Below are 15,331 nucleotides of genomic sequence, written 5' to 3'. Positions count from 1 at the left end.
AGCCCGGGGCATCGGCTCATGGCATGGTCCGACATGAAGAGAGGGCTGGCCCCGTTGCCCGCTCTCGGCTAAAGCGCGGACATGGATCATTTTCTGTACCGCGACGGGCAGCTCTATGCCGAAGACGTTCCGGTGGCCGAGATCGCGGCCGCCGTGGGCGCGCCGTTCTATCTGTATTCCACCGCGACGCTGGTCCGCCATTTCCGGCTGTTCGACGAGGCGCTGGACTGGGGCCCGCACCTTGTCTGCTACGCGATGAAGGCCGCCTCGAACCAGGCGATCCTGAAAACGCTGGCCGCCGAGGGCGCGGGCATGGACGTGGTTTCGGGCGGGGAATATGCGCGGGCCAAGGCGGCGGGCGTGCCGGGCGAACGCATCGTCTTTTCCGGTGTCGGCAAGACAGGGGCAGAGATCCGCGCGGCGCTGGAGGGGGGTATCCGCCAGTTCAACGTCGAGAGCGAGCCGGAGATGCGGGTGATTTCCGAGGTGGCCAGTGCGATGGGTGTCGAGGCGCCGATCACGTTGCGGGTGAACCCGGACGTGGATGCAAAGACCCACGCCAAGATCGCGACCGGCAAGTCGGAAAACAAGTTCGGCATCCCGATCGCCCGCGCGCGCGAGGTCTATGCCGACGCCGCCCGCCTGCCGGGACTGAAAGTCGTCGGCATCGACGTGCACATCGGCAGCCAGCTGACCCAGCTGGAGCCCTTCGAGCAGGCCTATACAAAGGTCGCCGAGCTGACCGAGGCGCTGCGCGCCGACGGGCATGAGATCACGCGTCTGGACCTGGGCGGTGGCCTGGGAATTCCCTACGCGCGTTCCAACGAGGCGCCGCCGCTGCCCACCGACTATGGCGCACTGATCCAGCGCACCGTGGGCCACCTGGGCTGTGAGATCGAGATCGAGCCGGGGCGCCTGATCATCGGCAACGCGGGGCTGCTGGTCAGCGGGGTCATTTACGTCAAACAGGGCGAGGGGCGGGACTTCCTGATTCTCGACGCGGCGATGAATGATCTCATCCGCCCGGCCATGTACGACGCGCATCACGAAATCGTGCCCGTAAAAGAGGCAGCGCCGGGCGCCGAACTCTCGCCCTATGACATCGTCGGACCGGTCTGCGAGACCGGCGATACCTTTGCCAAGGGCCGCCTGATGCCGCCCGTAGCGGCGGGGGACCTCGTCGCTTTCCGCTCTGCCGGGGCCTATGGCGCCGTGATGGCCAGTGAATACAACACCCGTCCGCTGGTGCCCGAGGTGCTGGTGCACGGCGATCAATTCGCGGTTATCCGCCCAAGGCCGACCTTTGACGACATCATAAATCGCGATACCATCCCCGAGTGGCTGTGAGGTATCCTCCTCGCAGGCTGACCCTGCGAGGAGCGATATGGCCCCGAACCGGACCGACATCCCCGAGATCTTTCGCACCCTGCGCTGGCCGCTGGTCCTGACCCGGCTTGGCATGGTGGCCGAACGGCTGGCGCGGTCCTTTTGGCCGCTCTGGTCCATCGCCATCTTCGCGCTCGCCCTCCTGATGCTGGGCGTGCAGGACGAGGTCGCGGTGGAATGGGTCTGGGGCGCCGCGGCGTTGCTGGGCGCGGGCGCGATCTGGGCAGGCTGGTACGGGGTGCGGCAGTTCCGCTGGCCGTCTCGCGGGGCGGCAATGCTGCGACTGGATGGTACGCTGAGGGGCAACCCGATCCAGGCGGCGCTGGACACCCAGGCCATCGGCGGCGGCGATGCCTCGTCCACGGCGGTCTGGCGCGCGCACCAGAAACGCATGCGCGACCGGCTGGCCGAGGCGCGGGCGGTCGAACCGGATCTGCGCGTGTCGAAGAACGATCCGCTGGCGCTGCGCTATGTCGCCCTGCTGGCGCTGTCGGTGGCCATCCTGTTCGGGTCTCTGGTGCGGGTGCAATCCGTGACCGGCATGGGCGCCGGCGGTCCCGACCTGGCACAGGGTCCGGCCTGGGAAGGCTGGATGCAGCCGCCGGCCTATACGCGTCTGCCCTCGGTCTACCTGAATGACATCACCGCGCCGGAAATTGACGTGCCAGAGGGGGCCGAAATCACCCTGCGCATGTACGGCGAGGTTGGTGCGCTGAGCGTGCGCGAGAGCATTTCCGGCCGCGACCTGAGCCCGGAAGAGGCACAGGACACGGCGCAGGACTTTGCGGTTCTGAAATCCGGCGAACTGGCAGTGGATGGGCCCGGAGGGCGCGTCTGGCAGATCGCCCTGATCCCCGATGCCGCGCCCGACGTGAAACGCGATGGCGAGATCGAGGTCAGCTACGAAGGTGAGGCCCAGATCCCCTTTACCGCCAGTGACGACCACGGGGTCGTCATGGGGACGGCGCGGTTCACGCTGGACCTGGCTGCTGTCGACCGGCGCTATGGCCGCGCGATCGAACCCGAACCGCGCGAAACCATCGAGGTGCCGCTGCCGATGCCGGTGGCGGGCGACCGGTCCGAGTTCACCGAGGCGCTTGTCGGCAACTTCTCTCTGCATCCCTGGGCAAACCTGCCGGTGAAACTGTCGCTGGAGGTTCAGGACGGGCGTGGACAGAGCGGCCTGTCGGAACCGCAGTCGTTGACCATGCCCGGGCGGCGCTTTTTCGATCCTGTCGCCGCGGCGCTGATCGAACAGCGGCAGGCGTTGCTGTGGAACCGTGAGAACGCGGCCAACATCGCGATGATCTTCAAGACGATCCTGAACGAGCCGGACGACCTGTTCCGCAAGGATGTCGAGTACATGCGTCTGCGCGCCCTGACCAAGCGGCTGGAGACACTGGCGAAATACGGCGCCATCACGGACGAGAAACAGGACGAGCTGGCGCAGAAGATGTGGGACCTGGCGCTGGAAATGGAAGAAGGCGACCTGGATGACGCCCGCGAACGCATGGAGCGGGCGCGCGAACGGCTGGAAGAGGCCATGAAGAATGGCGCCTCGGACCAGGAGATCGCCGAGCTGATGCAGGAACTGCGCGAGGCGACGCGCGACTACATGCGCCAGTTGGGTCAGCAGCAGGCCCGGGAGAACCCCGAAGGTCAGCAGATGAATCCGCAGGACATGATCGAGATGTCGCAGGACGACATCCAGCGCATGATGGACCGCATCCAGGAACTGATGGAGCAGGGCCGGATGGCCGAGGCCGCTGAAGCCATGCGTCAGTTGCAGGAAATGCTGGACAACATGCAGATCACCCAGGGACCCGGTGGCGGCGGACAGTCGCCGGGCGAACAGGCGATGGAGGGGCTGGCCGACACACTGCGCGAACAGCAGGAACTGTCGGACGAGGCGTTCCGCGACCTGAACAACGGCCAGCGCGGGCAGGGCCAGCGCCAGCCGGGCCAGGGGCCGCAGGGACAGGATCGCCAGCCCGGCCAGGGCCAGGCGGGACGTGACCCCGGCCAGGGGCAGGGCGGTGACGATCCCGCCAGAGAACTGGCCGAGCGCCAGCGCGCCCTGCGGGACGAGCTGAACCGCCAGCGCCAGGCGCTGCCCGGCCAGGGCACCGAGGCGGGCGAACGCGCCGCCGAGGCGCTGGAACGGGCCGAAGGTGCCATGGACGGTGCGGAACGTGCGCTGCGTGACGGCGACCTTGGCCGTGCGATCGACCAGCAATCGCGCGCGCTGGAAGCGTTGCGCGAAGGCATGCGTGACCTGGGCGAGGCGCTGGCACAGCAACAGCAGCAGCGCACCGGCGAACAGGGTTTTGCCGACGGCGGCGACCCGGGTGAGCAGCGCGACCCGCTGGGGCGGAACACCGGCAACACCGGCCGGGTCGGCACCGACGAGGGCCTGTTGCAGGGGCAGGACGTCTATCGCCGGGCCGAGGAATTGCTGGGTGAATTGCGCCGCCGGTCGGGTGAGCTGGACCGTCCAGAGGAAGAGCGCAACTACCTCGACCGGCTGCTGGAACGGTTCTGATCCCATAATCCGATTGTGCGCTTGCGCGCGCAGTTTGCCTCGGGCCCGGCCTTTGGCCGGGTCCTCGGGGGCCTCCGGCGGGAGTATTTCTTGCCAAGAAGAAGCCGGGGTCAGCTGTCGGGGTCGATCTTGCCGCGCAGGGATTTGACCTCTCCGCGCTGTTTCTTGGCCTGGAGGCGACGTTTCTTTGACCCCAGCGTGGGTTTCGTGGGAATGCGCCGCTTGGGCTTTTGGGTGGCCTTCAGCACAAGGTCTGCAAGGCGGTCGCGGGCGATCTCGCGGTTGCGGGCCTGGCTGCGGGTGTCTTCGACCTGGATGATGACGGCGCCGTCCTTGGTCCAGCGGCGCCCGGCCAGCTTGCGCAGCCGCGTCTTGACCGCCTGTGGCAGGTTGGGGGAGCGTTCCGCCTCGAACCGCAGCTCGACGGCAGTGGAGACCTTGTTGACGTTCTGGCCGCCCGGGCCGGAGGCGCGGATGAATTGTTCGGTCAGTTCCCAGTCTTCGAGGCTGATTTGGTCGGTGATCCGCAACATGGGCTAGGACCTAGTGCAAAATAAAAAGGGCCGCCAGATCAGCGGCCCTTCGAGAATACGGAGGCGGGGCCGGTTAGGCTCTGCCAATTCGGGGGATCATCGCCCCAGGGGCTGCCCTAGAGCGCGCTCTCCCGAACTGTTCCGACACCTCTCTCCAATGCTTCTCTCGACACTGGATCACCTCCTTTCAGCTGTTGAAAACGCAAGATGATGGTGCCACGCACATGGCAAACCACAAAGTCTTTTTTGCGTCTCAAGCCAATTTTTGATTCTGCAGTGCCCGCGAAACGATCATCCGGAACGGGACCAGGGCCAGGAGGGCGAGGCTGAGTTTCACCATCCAGTCGGCCACGGCCAGCGAGACCCAAAGCGGTACCTCGGGTCCGACGCTCAGGAGCGGCAGCACTTCGTTGGCCCATGCGACATCGTTTGCCGGTTCGATCCAGGTCAGCGTGGAAGAAAAGGCAATGGTGAAGAAGATCGCCGTGTCCAGCGTCGAGCCGACCAGCGTCGAGGCCAGCGGCGCGCGCCACCATTTGCCCGCGCGCAGACGGTCAAAGATCGCCACGTCCATCATCTGGGCGGTCAGGAAAGCCAGGCCCGAGGCGATGGCGATCCGCAGCGTCACCGCCGGGTAGGTGAAACCGTCGCCCTGCAGCAGGATCTGGGTGCCCACGAGCGAGCAGAAGACCCCGACGATGAAGCCGACAAAGACCACCTGCCGCGCGGGGCCCGGGCCGTAGATGCGGTTCATCAGGTCGGTGACCAGGAAGGCCAGCGGATAGGTGAAGGCGCCCCAGGTCAGCCATTGGCCGAACAGGAACTGGACGAGGATGTTGGAGGCCAAGACAATGGCCGCCATGGCAAGAATGCCGGGAAGATGAGCGCGTGTCATGTATGTGACCCGTTTTTTGCAAGGTTGCGGGGACTTGATCCGGAGATCCGGATTGCGGGGGCTTACAGGCGGCCCCGGTGCCGCGTCAAGGGGCATGGGGGTCAGTCGGTGACCCGGTACTCGACGAACTCGCTGCGCAGGAAACTCTTGAAATTGTCGTCCGACAGCATGGTGAGCCGGATCGCGCCGGTGGCGTCGCGCCAAACCGCCAATCCTTCGAGATTGCCGTGTCTGTGGCGCGGCGTTTCCAGCAGGGTCTCTTCGCCGGCGATCCTGTCGCCGGTGATGACGAACCGCCGGACCCGGCTGCGAAAGGCGAAGCCGGTGAATTCGCGCTCCAGCAGGTAGAGCCGCCCGTCGGGGCCGAAATCGGCGCCGACCGGGAGAAAGCCGCCCGAGCGTGGGATCGAGAACGGTTGGCTCCATCGGCTGCCGTCGAAACGCCAGACCGGGAAGGGCCGCGTCAGCCGGCCCGAGCGTTCGGGCAAGGTGTAGAGATGGCCCTTGTCGTCGATGGCCAGCGCCTCGAAGCCGGAATTGCCTTGGAGGGCGGCAAAGGCATCAGGTGTGGGCAATGGCTGGCTGCGATCCGGAGAGGGATAGGCGCTGACCCGGTGCCGCCCCTCGAACGAGACATGGATGCGTTCGTCAGGGCCAATGGCCAGGCCCTCGGAATCCGCCTCCAGTCCCGAAACAGGCGCGCCTTGCGGGTTGCGCAACGGGCCGGGGGTATCTTCCTCGATGGCGGTCAGTTTCGGGCCCTCGCGGTGAAAGCGCCCGGTGACGATGAAGCCGCGGTCGGAAATGGCGGTGAACCGCGTGCCGTCCTCGGACAGTTCCAGCCCGGAAAACCCGCCCATCCGGTGTGGCCCTGGGGGCCAGTCCAGATGGCTGATGAACTGCACCTTCGGGCCGACCTCTGCCGCGCAGGCGCCAAGGCCTGCGAGGCTGGCGCAGACCAGCGTCAGCGCCCGCAGGCGGCGAAACAGGCGGCGTGTCATGCGTGGGTCAGTTCGCGGCCAGCACGTCGGCACAGGCGCGCGGCAGATCGCCCAGCGTCAGCTCGCGCCGGGGCGGCGAAGGTTTGGCGTTGGGATCGGGCGGCGGCGGGTTCAGGATACGGTCGACCCAGCCTTCGGCCTCCTTGCAGCCGTCGCCGGGGGGCGGCGCCGCCTGGTCGACACAGCCTGCAGCGCCCTTGGGGCAGCTGAGCCGGACGTGGAAATGGTAGTGATGCCCCCACCAGGGGCGCACCTTGCGCAGCCAGGACTTGTCGCCCTTTTCATCGTTGCACATCTGCACCTTGGCGCCCGGGAAGATAAAGATACGCGCGACGCGGGGATCGCTGGCGGCGGCCTTGAGGATCTCGTGGTGCTGTTTCGTCCACTTGTCGTTGGTATAGGCCCCTGCCGAGCGACGCATCGAGATCGACGAGATGTTTTCGCGCGCCTTGACCGAGAGGTTCAGGTTGTCGGCGGGGCGCAGCCAGATATCGGCGTCCAGCCCGATCTGGTGGCTGCGGTGGCCGGTCAGCATCGGGCCGCCGCGCGGCTGGCTGAAATCGCCCAGGTACAGGCCGTTCCAGCCCGGCTGCTGTGCGGCCTTGCGGCTGAGGTCCTGAACGTAGTCGATCAGCTCGGGGTGGCCCCAGTTGCGGTTGCGGCTGAGGCGCATGGCCTGCCAGGTCGGCCCGGTTTCGGCCAGCTGAACGCCACCGGCAAGACAGCCCTTGGCATAACCCCCGAAAGGTTCGGCCTTTTGCGTCGAGGCCTGGCTCTTGGCGCCGAAAAGCTGCTTGGCCTCCTTGGAGGACAGCACCGGATCCAGCGGACGGGCCGGGGCGCGGGCCCCGGAGATGTCACGCCCGCCGCCACCACAGGCAGCCAGGGCAAGGACAAGGGAAATGGTCGTAATGAAACGGATCATGCGGGTCTCTCTCCCTGCGGATGCACCCATGCTAGCAGAACGAGTCCGATCAGGAAAAGCCCGATCACCGGCAGAAAGCCCAGCTGGTTGGACTGTGTCACGTAGGTGAACAGGGTGATGAGCGCGGGGGCCAGAAAGGCCGTGGCCTTGCCCGCCAAGGCAAACAGGCCGAACCCCTCCGCCGGGCGCGCGGGATCGCAATGGCGCACCATCATCGACCGCGACGCGGAATAGAGCGCGCCGCCGGTGCCGCCGATGATCGCACCGCAGATGTAGAAGATGATGTCCGGCACCAGCGAGCCTTCGGCCAGCGGCATCCCGAACAGGCTTTCGCGCGACATGCCCACGATCACGCAGCCGACGAGGATCAGAACCCAGATGCAGGTGCGGATCACGGGCTTGGGGCCGAACCGCTGATCCGCCAGCCCGCCGACCCAGGACAGGACCGCGGCCGCGATGGCGGCGATGATGCCGAAGACACCGACCTGGATCACCTGCCAGTCCAGCACCAGCGTCGCGTAGATGCCACCATAGGCATAAAGCGCGGTCAGCGCGTCGCGGTAGAACAGCGAGGACAACAGGAAACTGCGGCAGGACTTGCGGCGCGAGACGCGCAGGATGGTCTGCCAGAGGTCTGCCAGCACCTTGCGCACGCTTTCCGGTTTCTTGCGTTCCAGCGGGTCGTCATGGTTCCAGGCGAAGAAGGGAATGAGGAAGATCGCGAACCACAGCCCGATGAAGGGCCCGACGAACCGCGTGCCCTCGCGTGCCTCGGCGTCCAGCCCGAATGGCGGGGAAAGTCCGATCAGGGTGGTGCCGCTTTCATTTTCGGCAAAGAACAACAACATGATGAAGAGCGACAGCACACCCCCCCAATAGCCAAAGGCCGTGGCGGTCCCCGAGATGCGTCCCACCTCCTCTTGTGTGCCAAGGCTGGGCAGGATCGCGTTGTTCAGGTTGAAGGCGGATTCGCTGGCCACAAAGCCGATCCAGAACATCGCGAGGGCGATGTAGAGTCCGCTGCCGTTCGGTTGCAGCTGCCAGAGGGTGAAGGCGGAAAGGATGGCGATCACGGTGAACAGCCAGAACCAGGGTCGCTTACGCCCGGTGGCATCGGCCCAGGCCCCCAGCAGAGGCGCCGAAAAGGCGATGACAAGACCGGCGACGGTCTGGGCCGAGGACCAGAGGCTTTGCGCATTGGCCTTGGCACTGGCGGCCTCGGCGCCCTGGTTCATGAAATACTCGGCGGCGACGGCGGCGAAATAGGGGCTGAAGATAAAGGTCAGGCCAAGGGTCGCGTAGGGCTGTTGCGCCCAGTCGAAGAACATCCAGCCCCAGATGCGTTGCCGTTTCGTCGGATGTGCCATGCCTGCCCCTTTTCGGAATGGGGCGATAGAACCCATCGGCAGGGGGCGTGGCAAGTGGTTAACGACGGCGGGTGTTCCGAGGCTAGATAGCCGCTGGCTTCGTCACTTTTTCGTTGCAGGCGGCCAGGGCCGCGCGTCTTCGGAGGCGATCCAGGTCTGCACCCAGTCGGGCAAAGCCGGGCTTGCCGCAGGCGCGCCCAGTGCCGGGGCCGAGCGATCCGTGGTGACGATACCCTTGGCGTCGGTCAGGGCGGCGCGATAGATCGCATGGCTGGTGCATTCGCCGTCCGCTCGCCACATCGACTGGTCGAGGTAGAGAAACCGGCGGTCCCAGCCCAGCATGCGTGAGTGCATCTCGACCTTGTCCCACATGCGGACCCGGCGCCGGTAGCGCACCACCGACCCGGCGATGGTCAGGCCCCAGCCTTCGCGTTTCAAGACGTCCACCAGGCCGGTGCGGATCGCCAGCGGGATGCGGCCAAGGTCATAGATCGTCAGGGTGCGGCCGTTGTTCAGCTCCCACCACAGATCGAGATCCCAGGGCATGCAGACGTGGGTCGAGACATGGGTATCGAAGAGGCCCAGTCGCGGGGCGCGGCGGGCTTGGCGGACGTTGCGGGCAAGACGCAGAAATGGGTACATGGGCAGGCTCCTTGGCCCGCGTGATGCTGCGCGCGCAAAGCCGCGTCAATCGGGACCTCGCGGCACACTTGTCCTTAAGTGTTTCTGCGCATACCTCTGGGCCGACCGGCACCACGAGGAAAGGCCCATCAGATGCAGTCGCTCTTTCAGATCCTGAACATGCTTCTCAGCATCGCGGTCTTCATCATCGTCGCCCATGTGATCATGAGCTGGCTGATCAACTTCCAGATCCTCAACCTGCGCCAGCCGATCGTCGCGGCGATCTGGGACGGGTTGAACCGGATCCTTGAACCTGTCTATTCACGCATCCGGGGCATCCTGCCGCCGATGGGCGGGCTGGACCTGGCGCCGCTGATCACGTTGATCGGGGTCTACGCGCTACAGATCATCCTGGCCAACAACGCCGGTTTTTTCTACAGCTTCTGACCCTGTGCGCGCCACGGTCAAAAGCCGCATATTGTGGTGGCTGGGGCTTGATTCACCGAATCTTAGTATGTGATTGTCTGGATTGAGAGCAGATCCAGACAAATCCGACAGGTTTTCCATGCCGCGCGATGCCGGGGGCGCCGAGGCGCTGTTGCAAGAGATTTTCGGCTTCGACGCCTTTCGCCCCGGCCAGGGCGAGATTGTCGAGGCCGTGGCCGCGGGCGAGAACGTGCTGGCCATCATGCCGACCGGCGGCGGCAAATCCCTGTGTTTCCAACTGCCTGCGCTGCTACGCGACGGGGTGACGGTGGTGATCTCACCGCTGATTGCCCTGATGCGCGACCAGGTGCGGGGCCTGCGTGAGGCAGGCGTGGCCGCCGGTGCCCTGACCTCGGGCAACACGCCCGAAGAAACGGATGCGGTCTGGGACATGCTGCATTCCGGTGAATTGAAACTGCTTTACCTCGCGCCCGAACGGCTGGCCAATGGCGGCACCCAGCGGATGCTGGCGCAGGCAGGGATCTCTCTGATCGCCGTGGACGAGGCGCATTGCGTCAGCCAGTGGGGCCATGATTTCCGCCCCGACTACCTGCGCATCGGGGAATTGCGCCGCGCGCTGAACGTGCCGCTGGCCGCCTTTACCGCGACGGCGGATGTCGAAACGCGCGAGGAAATGGTCACGCGGCTCTTCGACGGACAGCCGCCGACGACCTTCCTGCGCGGTTTTGACCGGCCCAACATCCATCTCGCCTTTCAACCAAAGGACGGGCCGCGCGCCCAGATCCTGAAGTTCGCCGGTGCCCGCAAGGGGCAGTCCGGCATCGTCTATTGCGGCACGCGGGCCAAGACCGAAGGCATCGCCCGCGCCCTGCGCGAGGAGGGCCACGCCGCCTGTCACTATCATGGCGGGATGGAGGCCGATGACCGCCGCCAGGTCGAGGAACGCTTCGCCACCGAGGACGGGCTGATCGTCGTCGCCACGGTGGCCTTTGGCATGGGCGTGGACAAGCCGGACATCCGCTGGGTGGCCCATGCGGACCTGCCCAAGTCGATCGAGGCCTATTACCAGGAAATCGGCCGCGCAGGCCGCGATGGCGCCCCGGCCGAGACGTTGACCCTGTTCGGCCCCGAGGACATCCGCCTGCGCCGTTCACAGATCGACGAGGGGCTGGCACCGCCGGAACGCCGCGCCGCCGACCACGGGCGGCTGAACGCGCTTCTGGGGCTGGCCGAAGCGCTGGGCTGTCGCCGCAAGGCGCTGCTGGCCTATTTCGGCGAAGAGGCCGGGGCCTGCGGCAACTGCGACCTCTGCGATACCCCGCCAGAGCTGTTCGACGGCACCGAGGCGGTGCGCAAGGCGCTTTCTGCCGCGCTGCGCACGGACGAAAGCTTTGGCGCCGGGCACCTGATCGACATCCTGCTGGGCAAGGAGACCGACAAGATCAAGCAACGGGGGCATGATGGCCTGCCCACCTTCGGCGTCGGCAAGGATCTCAGCCGGGGCCAGTGGCAGGCGGTGTTCCGGCAGATGATGGGCCATGACCTGATGCGCCCGGACGCGGAACGCCACGGGGCGCTTGTCATGACGGACCGGGCCCTGCCGATCCTGCGCGGCGAGGAGGCGATCCAGTTGCGCAAGGATGCCGTGGCCCGCGCGACGGAGCGCCGCCCGGCGGTCAAGGCCCTGGTCAGCGAGGAACACGCGCCCATGCTCTCGGCGCTCAAGGCCAAGCGGCGCGCGCTGGCAGAGGCGGCGCGCGTGCCCGCCTACGTGATCTTCGTCGACCGCACCCTGATCGAGATGGCCGAGACCCGTCCCGCCAACATGGACGAACTGGCGCGGATTTCCGGCATCGGGGCCAAGAAGCTGGAACGCTACGGGGCGGAGTTCCTCGAGGTGCTGAACGGCGGGTCCGAAGAGATGCACCCGCGCCGGCGCAAGCTGGCGGCGCGGGGCACAGGGGCGGTTTACGATGCATTGATGGCGGCCCAGGCCGATCTGCTGCGCGGTCCCGACGGCACCGACAAGCCGCTGTCCTGTTCCGCCTCTTTGCTTGCCAAGCTGGCAGAGCGTCCGCCCCATAGCGAGGACGCGCTGTGCCAGGCCCTGGGCGACAAGCGGGCGGAACGGTTCGGCCCGGTCTTCTGGTCGGTGCTGCAGGAAAACGCGGGCTGACAGGCCCGGCTCTGGACCTTGGCGGGCGGGCAGACTACCTCGGGGTCACTGGAAGTGATGGAGGCGGATGGTGCTTGTCGTGATCTCTCCGGCCAAGCGGCTGGACTGGGCGGAACGGACGGTCGAGATGACCAAACCCGCGTTCGAGGAAGACGCACAGCGTCTGGCCAAAACGGCCCGGAACCTGAGCCTGAAGGACCTCAAGGACCTGATGGACCTGTCGGATGACCTGGCGCGGCTGAACCGCGATCGTTTCCGCGCCTTTACCGACACGCCCGGCCCCGAGGACCTGCGCCCCGCCGCGCTGGCCTTTGCCGGGGACACCTACCTGGGGCTCGAGGCGGGTTCGCTCGACCCCGAGGAAATGACCTGGGCGCAGGATCACCTGCGGATCCTGTCGGGGCTTTACGGGGTGCTGCGCCCGCTGGACGCGATGCAGGCCTACCGGCTGGAAATGGGTTCGCGCCTGAAGACGCGGCGCGGCGGCAACCTGTATGACTACTGGCGCGACCAGATCGCCAAGGCGCTGCGTGCGCAGGCCGAGGCGCTGGGGACCGACGTGCTGGTCAATTGCGCCAGCCAGGAATATTTCGGCGCCGTGCCGGAAAAGCCCCTGAAGCTGCGGATCATCACGCCGCAGTTCATGGAGGACAAGCCGGGCGGCCCCAAGATCGTCAGCTTTTTCGCCAAGCGGGCGCGCGGGTCGATGGCACGCTACATCATCCAGCGCCGCCTGACGGACCCTGACGGCCTGCTGGATTTCGACCTTGGCGGTTATGTCTACCAGCCGGACATGTCAGAGCCGGATCGCCCGGTCTTTCTGCGCCCGGCAGAGGCCGGCGCACAATCGGCCTGAACGCCGGTCAAGAGACCGCGCGCCGCGATTTCTGCGGCGCGTAAAGGTCGAATTTCTCGGCCAGCGCGGCCTTGCGCAGCGGCTTGGTCAGGTAGTCGTTCAAACCGGCCGCCAGGATGCTCTCGCGGTCGCCGCTCATGGCATGGGCGGTGACCGCGATGATCGGCACCTGCGGGCCGCCGTTTTCCAGCGCCCGGATCTCGCGCGTGGCCTGTTTGCCGTCCATGCGCGGCATCGAGATATCCATGAAGATCAGGTCGGGCCGCCGGTCGCGATAGGCCTCGAGCGCCTCGATCCCGTTGTTGGCAAAGCGCAGGGTGACGTTGAAATCCTTGGCCATCTTGCGAAAGACGAGCTGGTTGGTCTTGTTGTCCTCGGCCACCAGTACGTCCAGCGGACCGCCCGGTTCCGGCGAGGCAAGGGCAGGGGGCGCACCTTCGGCCGGGTCCCGGGGGCCTGGGCTGTCTCCTTCGGGGTAGTGGGCGACGCCGATCTTTTCCAGGGCGGCAAAAAGCGCCCGGCGCGGCACGGGTTTCTGCAGGACGGCGGCGATGTCCAGGCCCGGACGTCGGGCGACCTGGGCCGGATTGTCGGCCATCAGGATGACCGGGATGTTACGCCCTCCGCGGGTGACCTGGGCGGCGAGATCCTGGCCGCTCATGTCGGGCAGGTCCTGTTCGATCAGCAACAGGTCGGGGCGCTGGGCCATGTGGTCGATGGCCTCGTACCCGGTCTTGCAGAAATCCGCGCTCAGCCCGATGATCCCCAGCTGTTTCGACAGGATCTCGCGGTTGACGTTGTGATCGTCGACGACCAGCACCCGTGACAGGTGGCCGGGCAGGCGGGCTGTTTCGAAGACGGCGGGTTCCTCGGTTGGCAACAGGATGCGCAATCCGAAACAGCTGCCCTTGCCCAGGTCGGATTCCACCCAGACCTCGCCGTCCATCAGCTCGACCAGCCGTCGGGTGATCGCCAGGCCCAGGCCCGTGCCCTCAAACGTGCGGTTGCGCTCATCCTCGACCTGGTTGAACTCGCCAAAGACGTGGTCGACCTTGTCGGGCGGAATGCCGATGCCCGTATCCTCGACCGTGATGTGGATGGACGAGGCGTTTTCATCCCCCGGCACGCCGACGACGCGCACAAGGACGTGGCCCTGGATGGTGAATTTCACCGCGTTGCCCAGGAGGTTGGTCAGGATCTGACGGACCCGCCCGGCATCGCCGATAAAACGGGTCGGCAGGAACATGTCGTAGTCGACCAGCAGCGAGATTTCCTTGTCCCGCGCGGTGGGTTGCAACAGCATCACCACCTCGTGGATGGCGCGTTCAAGGTCGAAGGGCGCGGGGTGCAGTTGCAGCTTTTCGGCCTCGATCTTGGAATAGTCGAGGATGTCGTTGATGATGACCAGCAGCGCCTCGCCCGAACTGCGGATCGTGTCGGCATAGAGCTGTTGTTCCTCGCTCAATTCGGTGTCCATCAACAGGTCGGCCATGCCGACGACGCCGTTCATGGGGGTGCGGATCTCGTGGCTCATGTTGGCAAGGAAGGCGGACTTGGCGCGGTTGGCGGCCTCGGCCCGGATGGTCGCCTCTTTCAGTCGCTCCTGGTCCTGCTTGATCTGGGTGATGTCGACCCGCAGCCCGACGAGGCCACCGTCGCGGGTGCGTCTTTCGTAGACCCGCAGCCAGCGACCGTCCTCCAGCTGCTGTTCCAGTTCGGTCTCGGATTGGCGGTGCACGAGCAACCGTTCCTCGAGCCAGTCCTCCTCGCGCCCTATGGCCTCGGCGTATTGCTTGCGGTCCAGCCCATAGCGCAGGATTTCCTCGAAACTCGCGCCGCGCCGCATGGCGGGGGCGCTCTTGGCGTAGATGTCCTTGTACTGCTGGTTGCACATCAGCAGACGGTCTTCGGCGTCGTACATGACAAAGCCGTCGGGCATTTCCTCGACCGCGGACCACATGCGCATCAGCCCGGTGATGTCGACGCCCAGGCTGACGATCCCGCCATCCGGTAAGCGCCGGTCACGGATCTTGACAAAGCGGTTGTTCCACAGGCGCAGCGTCTCGTTCGGGATCGGGTCCATGTCCCAGCGGGCGCGCATCCGGTGGGTCCAGGCGTCCGGGTGTTCGCCCTGCGGATCGACGATGCCTTCCTGGATCAGCACCTTGAGCACATGTTCATAGGAAGCGCCGGGGGCGATACTTTCCACCCCTTCGAAGACCTGCAGGTAGGCGGGATTGGCCAGTTCCAGGCGCAGGTTCTCGTCGTACATGGCAAAGCCGTCGCGCATGGTTTCCAATGCGCTCCACAGCTGTTCGGTGACCACCTCGATCTTTTGCGTCGCCTCGCCCAGCTGGTGCATGACGCGCTGGTTCTCGTCCCGGACAACCTTGACCTCGGTCCGGGTTTCCTGAATCTCGTTGCGCAGTTCCAGCGCGTGTTTGCCCAGGCGGCGGTTTGCCTCGAACAGTTCGGCCTGCTTTTGTTCCAGAAGTCTTTCCGCAGCCAGCCGTGCGCGCCGTTCCGCGGCCAGGCGATCGGCCATTTCCATCCCGGGCTCTCCTTTCAGACCCCGGGACTCT

General features: G+C 66.0%; 12 protein-coding genes. 5 read left to right on the top strand and 7 right to left on the bottom strand.

The annotated features are described in order from the left end of the window. Positions 1-81 precede the first annotated feature (81 nt). Complete coding sequence (lysA, locus tag BLQ71_RS16165) at positions 82-1,347, top strand: diaminopimelate decarboxylase (RefSeq protein ID WP_074622454.1); 1,266 nt, start codon at positions 82-84, stop codon at positions 1,345-1,347. Positions 1,348-1,384: 37 nt separating this feature from the next. After that, positions 1,385-3,928, top strand: a complete 2,544-nt coding sequence (locus tag BLQ71_RS16160) for a DUF4175 domain-containing protein (protein WP_074622453.1) — start codon at positions 1,385-1,387, stop codon at positions 3,926-3,928. A gap of 110 nt (positions 3,929-4,038) precedes the next feature. Here BLQ71_RS16160 and arfB read toward each other — a convergent pair whose 3' ends face one another. The 6 genes from arfB to BLQ71_RS16130 all read right to left on the bottom strand — a co-directional run bounded on the left by arfB (position 4,039) and on the right by BLQ71_RS16130 (position 9,291). Then, on the bottom strand, positions 4,039-4,461 hold the full coding sequence (arfB, locus tag BLQ71_RS16155; protein ID WP_074622452.1) for an alternative ribosome rescue aminoacyl-tRNA hydrolase ArfB: 423 nt from the start codon (positions 4,459-4,461) through the stop codon (positions 4,039-4,041). Between the two features lie 253 nt (positions 4,462-4,714). Beyond that, on the bottom strand, positions 4,715-5,356 hold the full coding sequence (locus tag BLQ71_RS16150; RefSeq protein ID WP_074622451.1) for a queuosine precursor transporter: 642 nt from the start codon (positions 5,354-5,356) through the stop codon (positions 4,715-4,717). 101 nt (positions 5,357-5,457) lie between these two features. Continuing rightward, positions 5,458-6,357, bottom strand: a complete 900-nt coding sequence (locus BLQ71_RS16145; protein ID WP_083342278.1) for an esterase-like activity of phytase family protein — start codon at positions 6,355-6,357, stop codon at positions 5,458-5,460. A 7-nt stretch (positions 6,358-6,364) separates the two neighbouring features. Next, positions 6,365-7,282 (bottom strand): penicillin-insensitive murein endopeptidase, encoded by a 918-nt coding sequence (gene mepA / locus BLQ71_RS16140; RefSeq protein WP_069211244.1) that lies wholly within the window; start codon positions 7,280-7,282, stop codon positions 6,365-6,367. After that, entirely contained in the window at positions 7,279-8,649 is a 1,371-nt protein-coding gene (locus tag BLQ71_RS16135) for an MFS transporter (protein WP_074622450.1), read from the bottom strand. Before BLQ71_RS16135 ends, mepA begins: the two co-directional genes overlap by 4 nt. Positions 8,650-8,751: 102 nt before the next feature. Beyond that, positions 8,752-9,291 carry an acyl-CoA thioesterase gene (locus BLQ71_RS16130; protein ID WP_074622449.1) on the bottom strand — a complete coding sequence of 180 codons (540 nt, stop codon included), beginning with the start codon at positions 9,289-9,291 and terminating at the stop codon, positions 8,752-8,754. A gap of 132 nt (positions 9,292-9,423) precedes the next feature. On the opposite strand from BLQ71_RS16130, the gene BLQ71_RS16125 reads away from it, so the two are divergent. The 3 genes from BLQ71_RS16125 to yaaA all read left to right on the top strand — a co-directional run bounded on the left by BLQ71_RS16125 (position 9,424) and on the right by yaaA (position 12,749). Continuing rightward, complete coding sequence (locus BLQ71_RS16125; protein WP_043143084.1) at positions 9,424-9,717, top strand: YggT family protein; 294 nt, start codon at positions 9,424-9,426, stop codon at positions 9,715-9,717. A 118-nt stretch (positions 9,718-9,835) separates the two neighbouring features. Next, positions 9,836-11,893, top strand: a complete 2,058-nt coding sequence (gene recQ / locus BLQ71_RS16120; RefSeq protein WP_074622448.1) for a DNA helicase RecQ — start codon at positions 9,836-9,838, stop codon at positions 11,891-11,893. Positions 11,894-11,963: 70 nt separating this feature from the next. Further along, complete coding sequence (yaaA, locus tag BLQ71_RS16115) at positions 11,964-12,749, top strand: peroxide stress protein YaaA (protein ID WP_074622566.1); 786 nt, start codon at positions 11,964-11,966, stop codon at positions 12,747-12,749. Between the two features lie 7 nt (positions 12,750-12,756). Here yaaA and BLQ71_RS16110 read toward each other — a convergent pair whose 3' ends face one another. Further along, positions 12,757-15,300 carry a hybrid sensor histidine kinase/response regulator gene (locus tag BLQ71_RS16110; protein WP_074622447.1) on the bottom strand — a complete coding sequence of 848 codons (2,544 nt, stop codon included), beginning with the start codon at positions 15,298-15,300 and terminating at the stop codon, positions 12,757-12,759. Positions 15,301-15,331: the final 31 nt, after the last annotated feature.

The sequence above is a fragment of the Antarctobacter albus genome (assembly GCF_900101505.1).
GTDB classification, from domain to species: domain Bacteria; phylum Pseudomonadota; class Alphaproteobacteria; order Rhodobacterales; family Rhodobacteraceae; genus Antarctobacter; species Antarctobacter albus.
The sequence above is the reverse complement of the archived record's forward strand: the minus strand, read 5'-3'. Positions and strand labels throughout refer to the sequence as shown.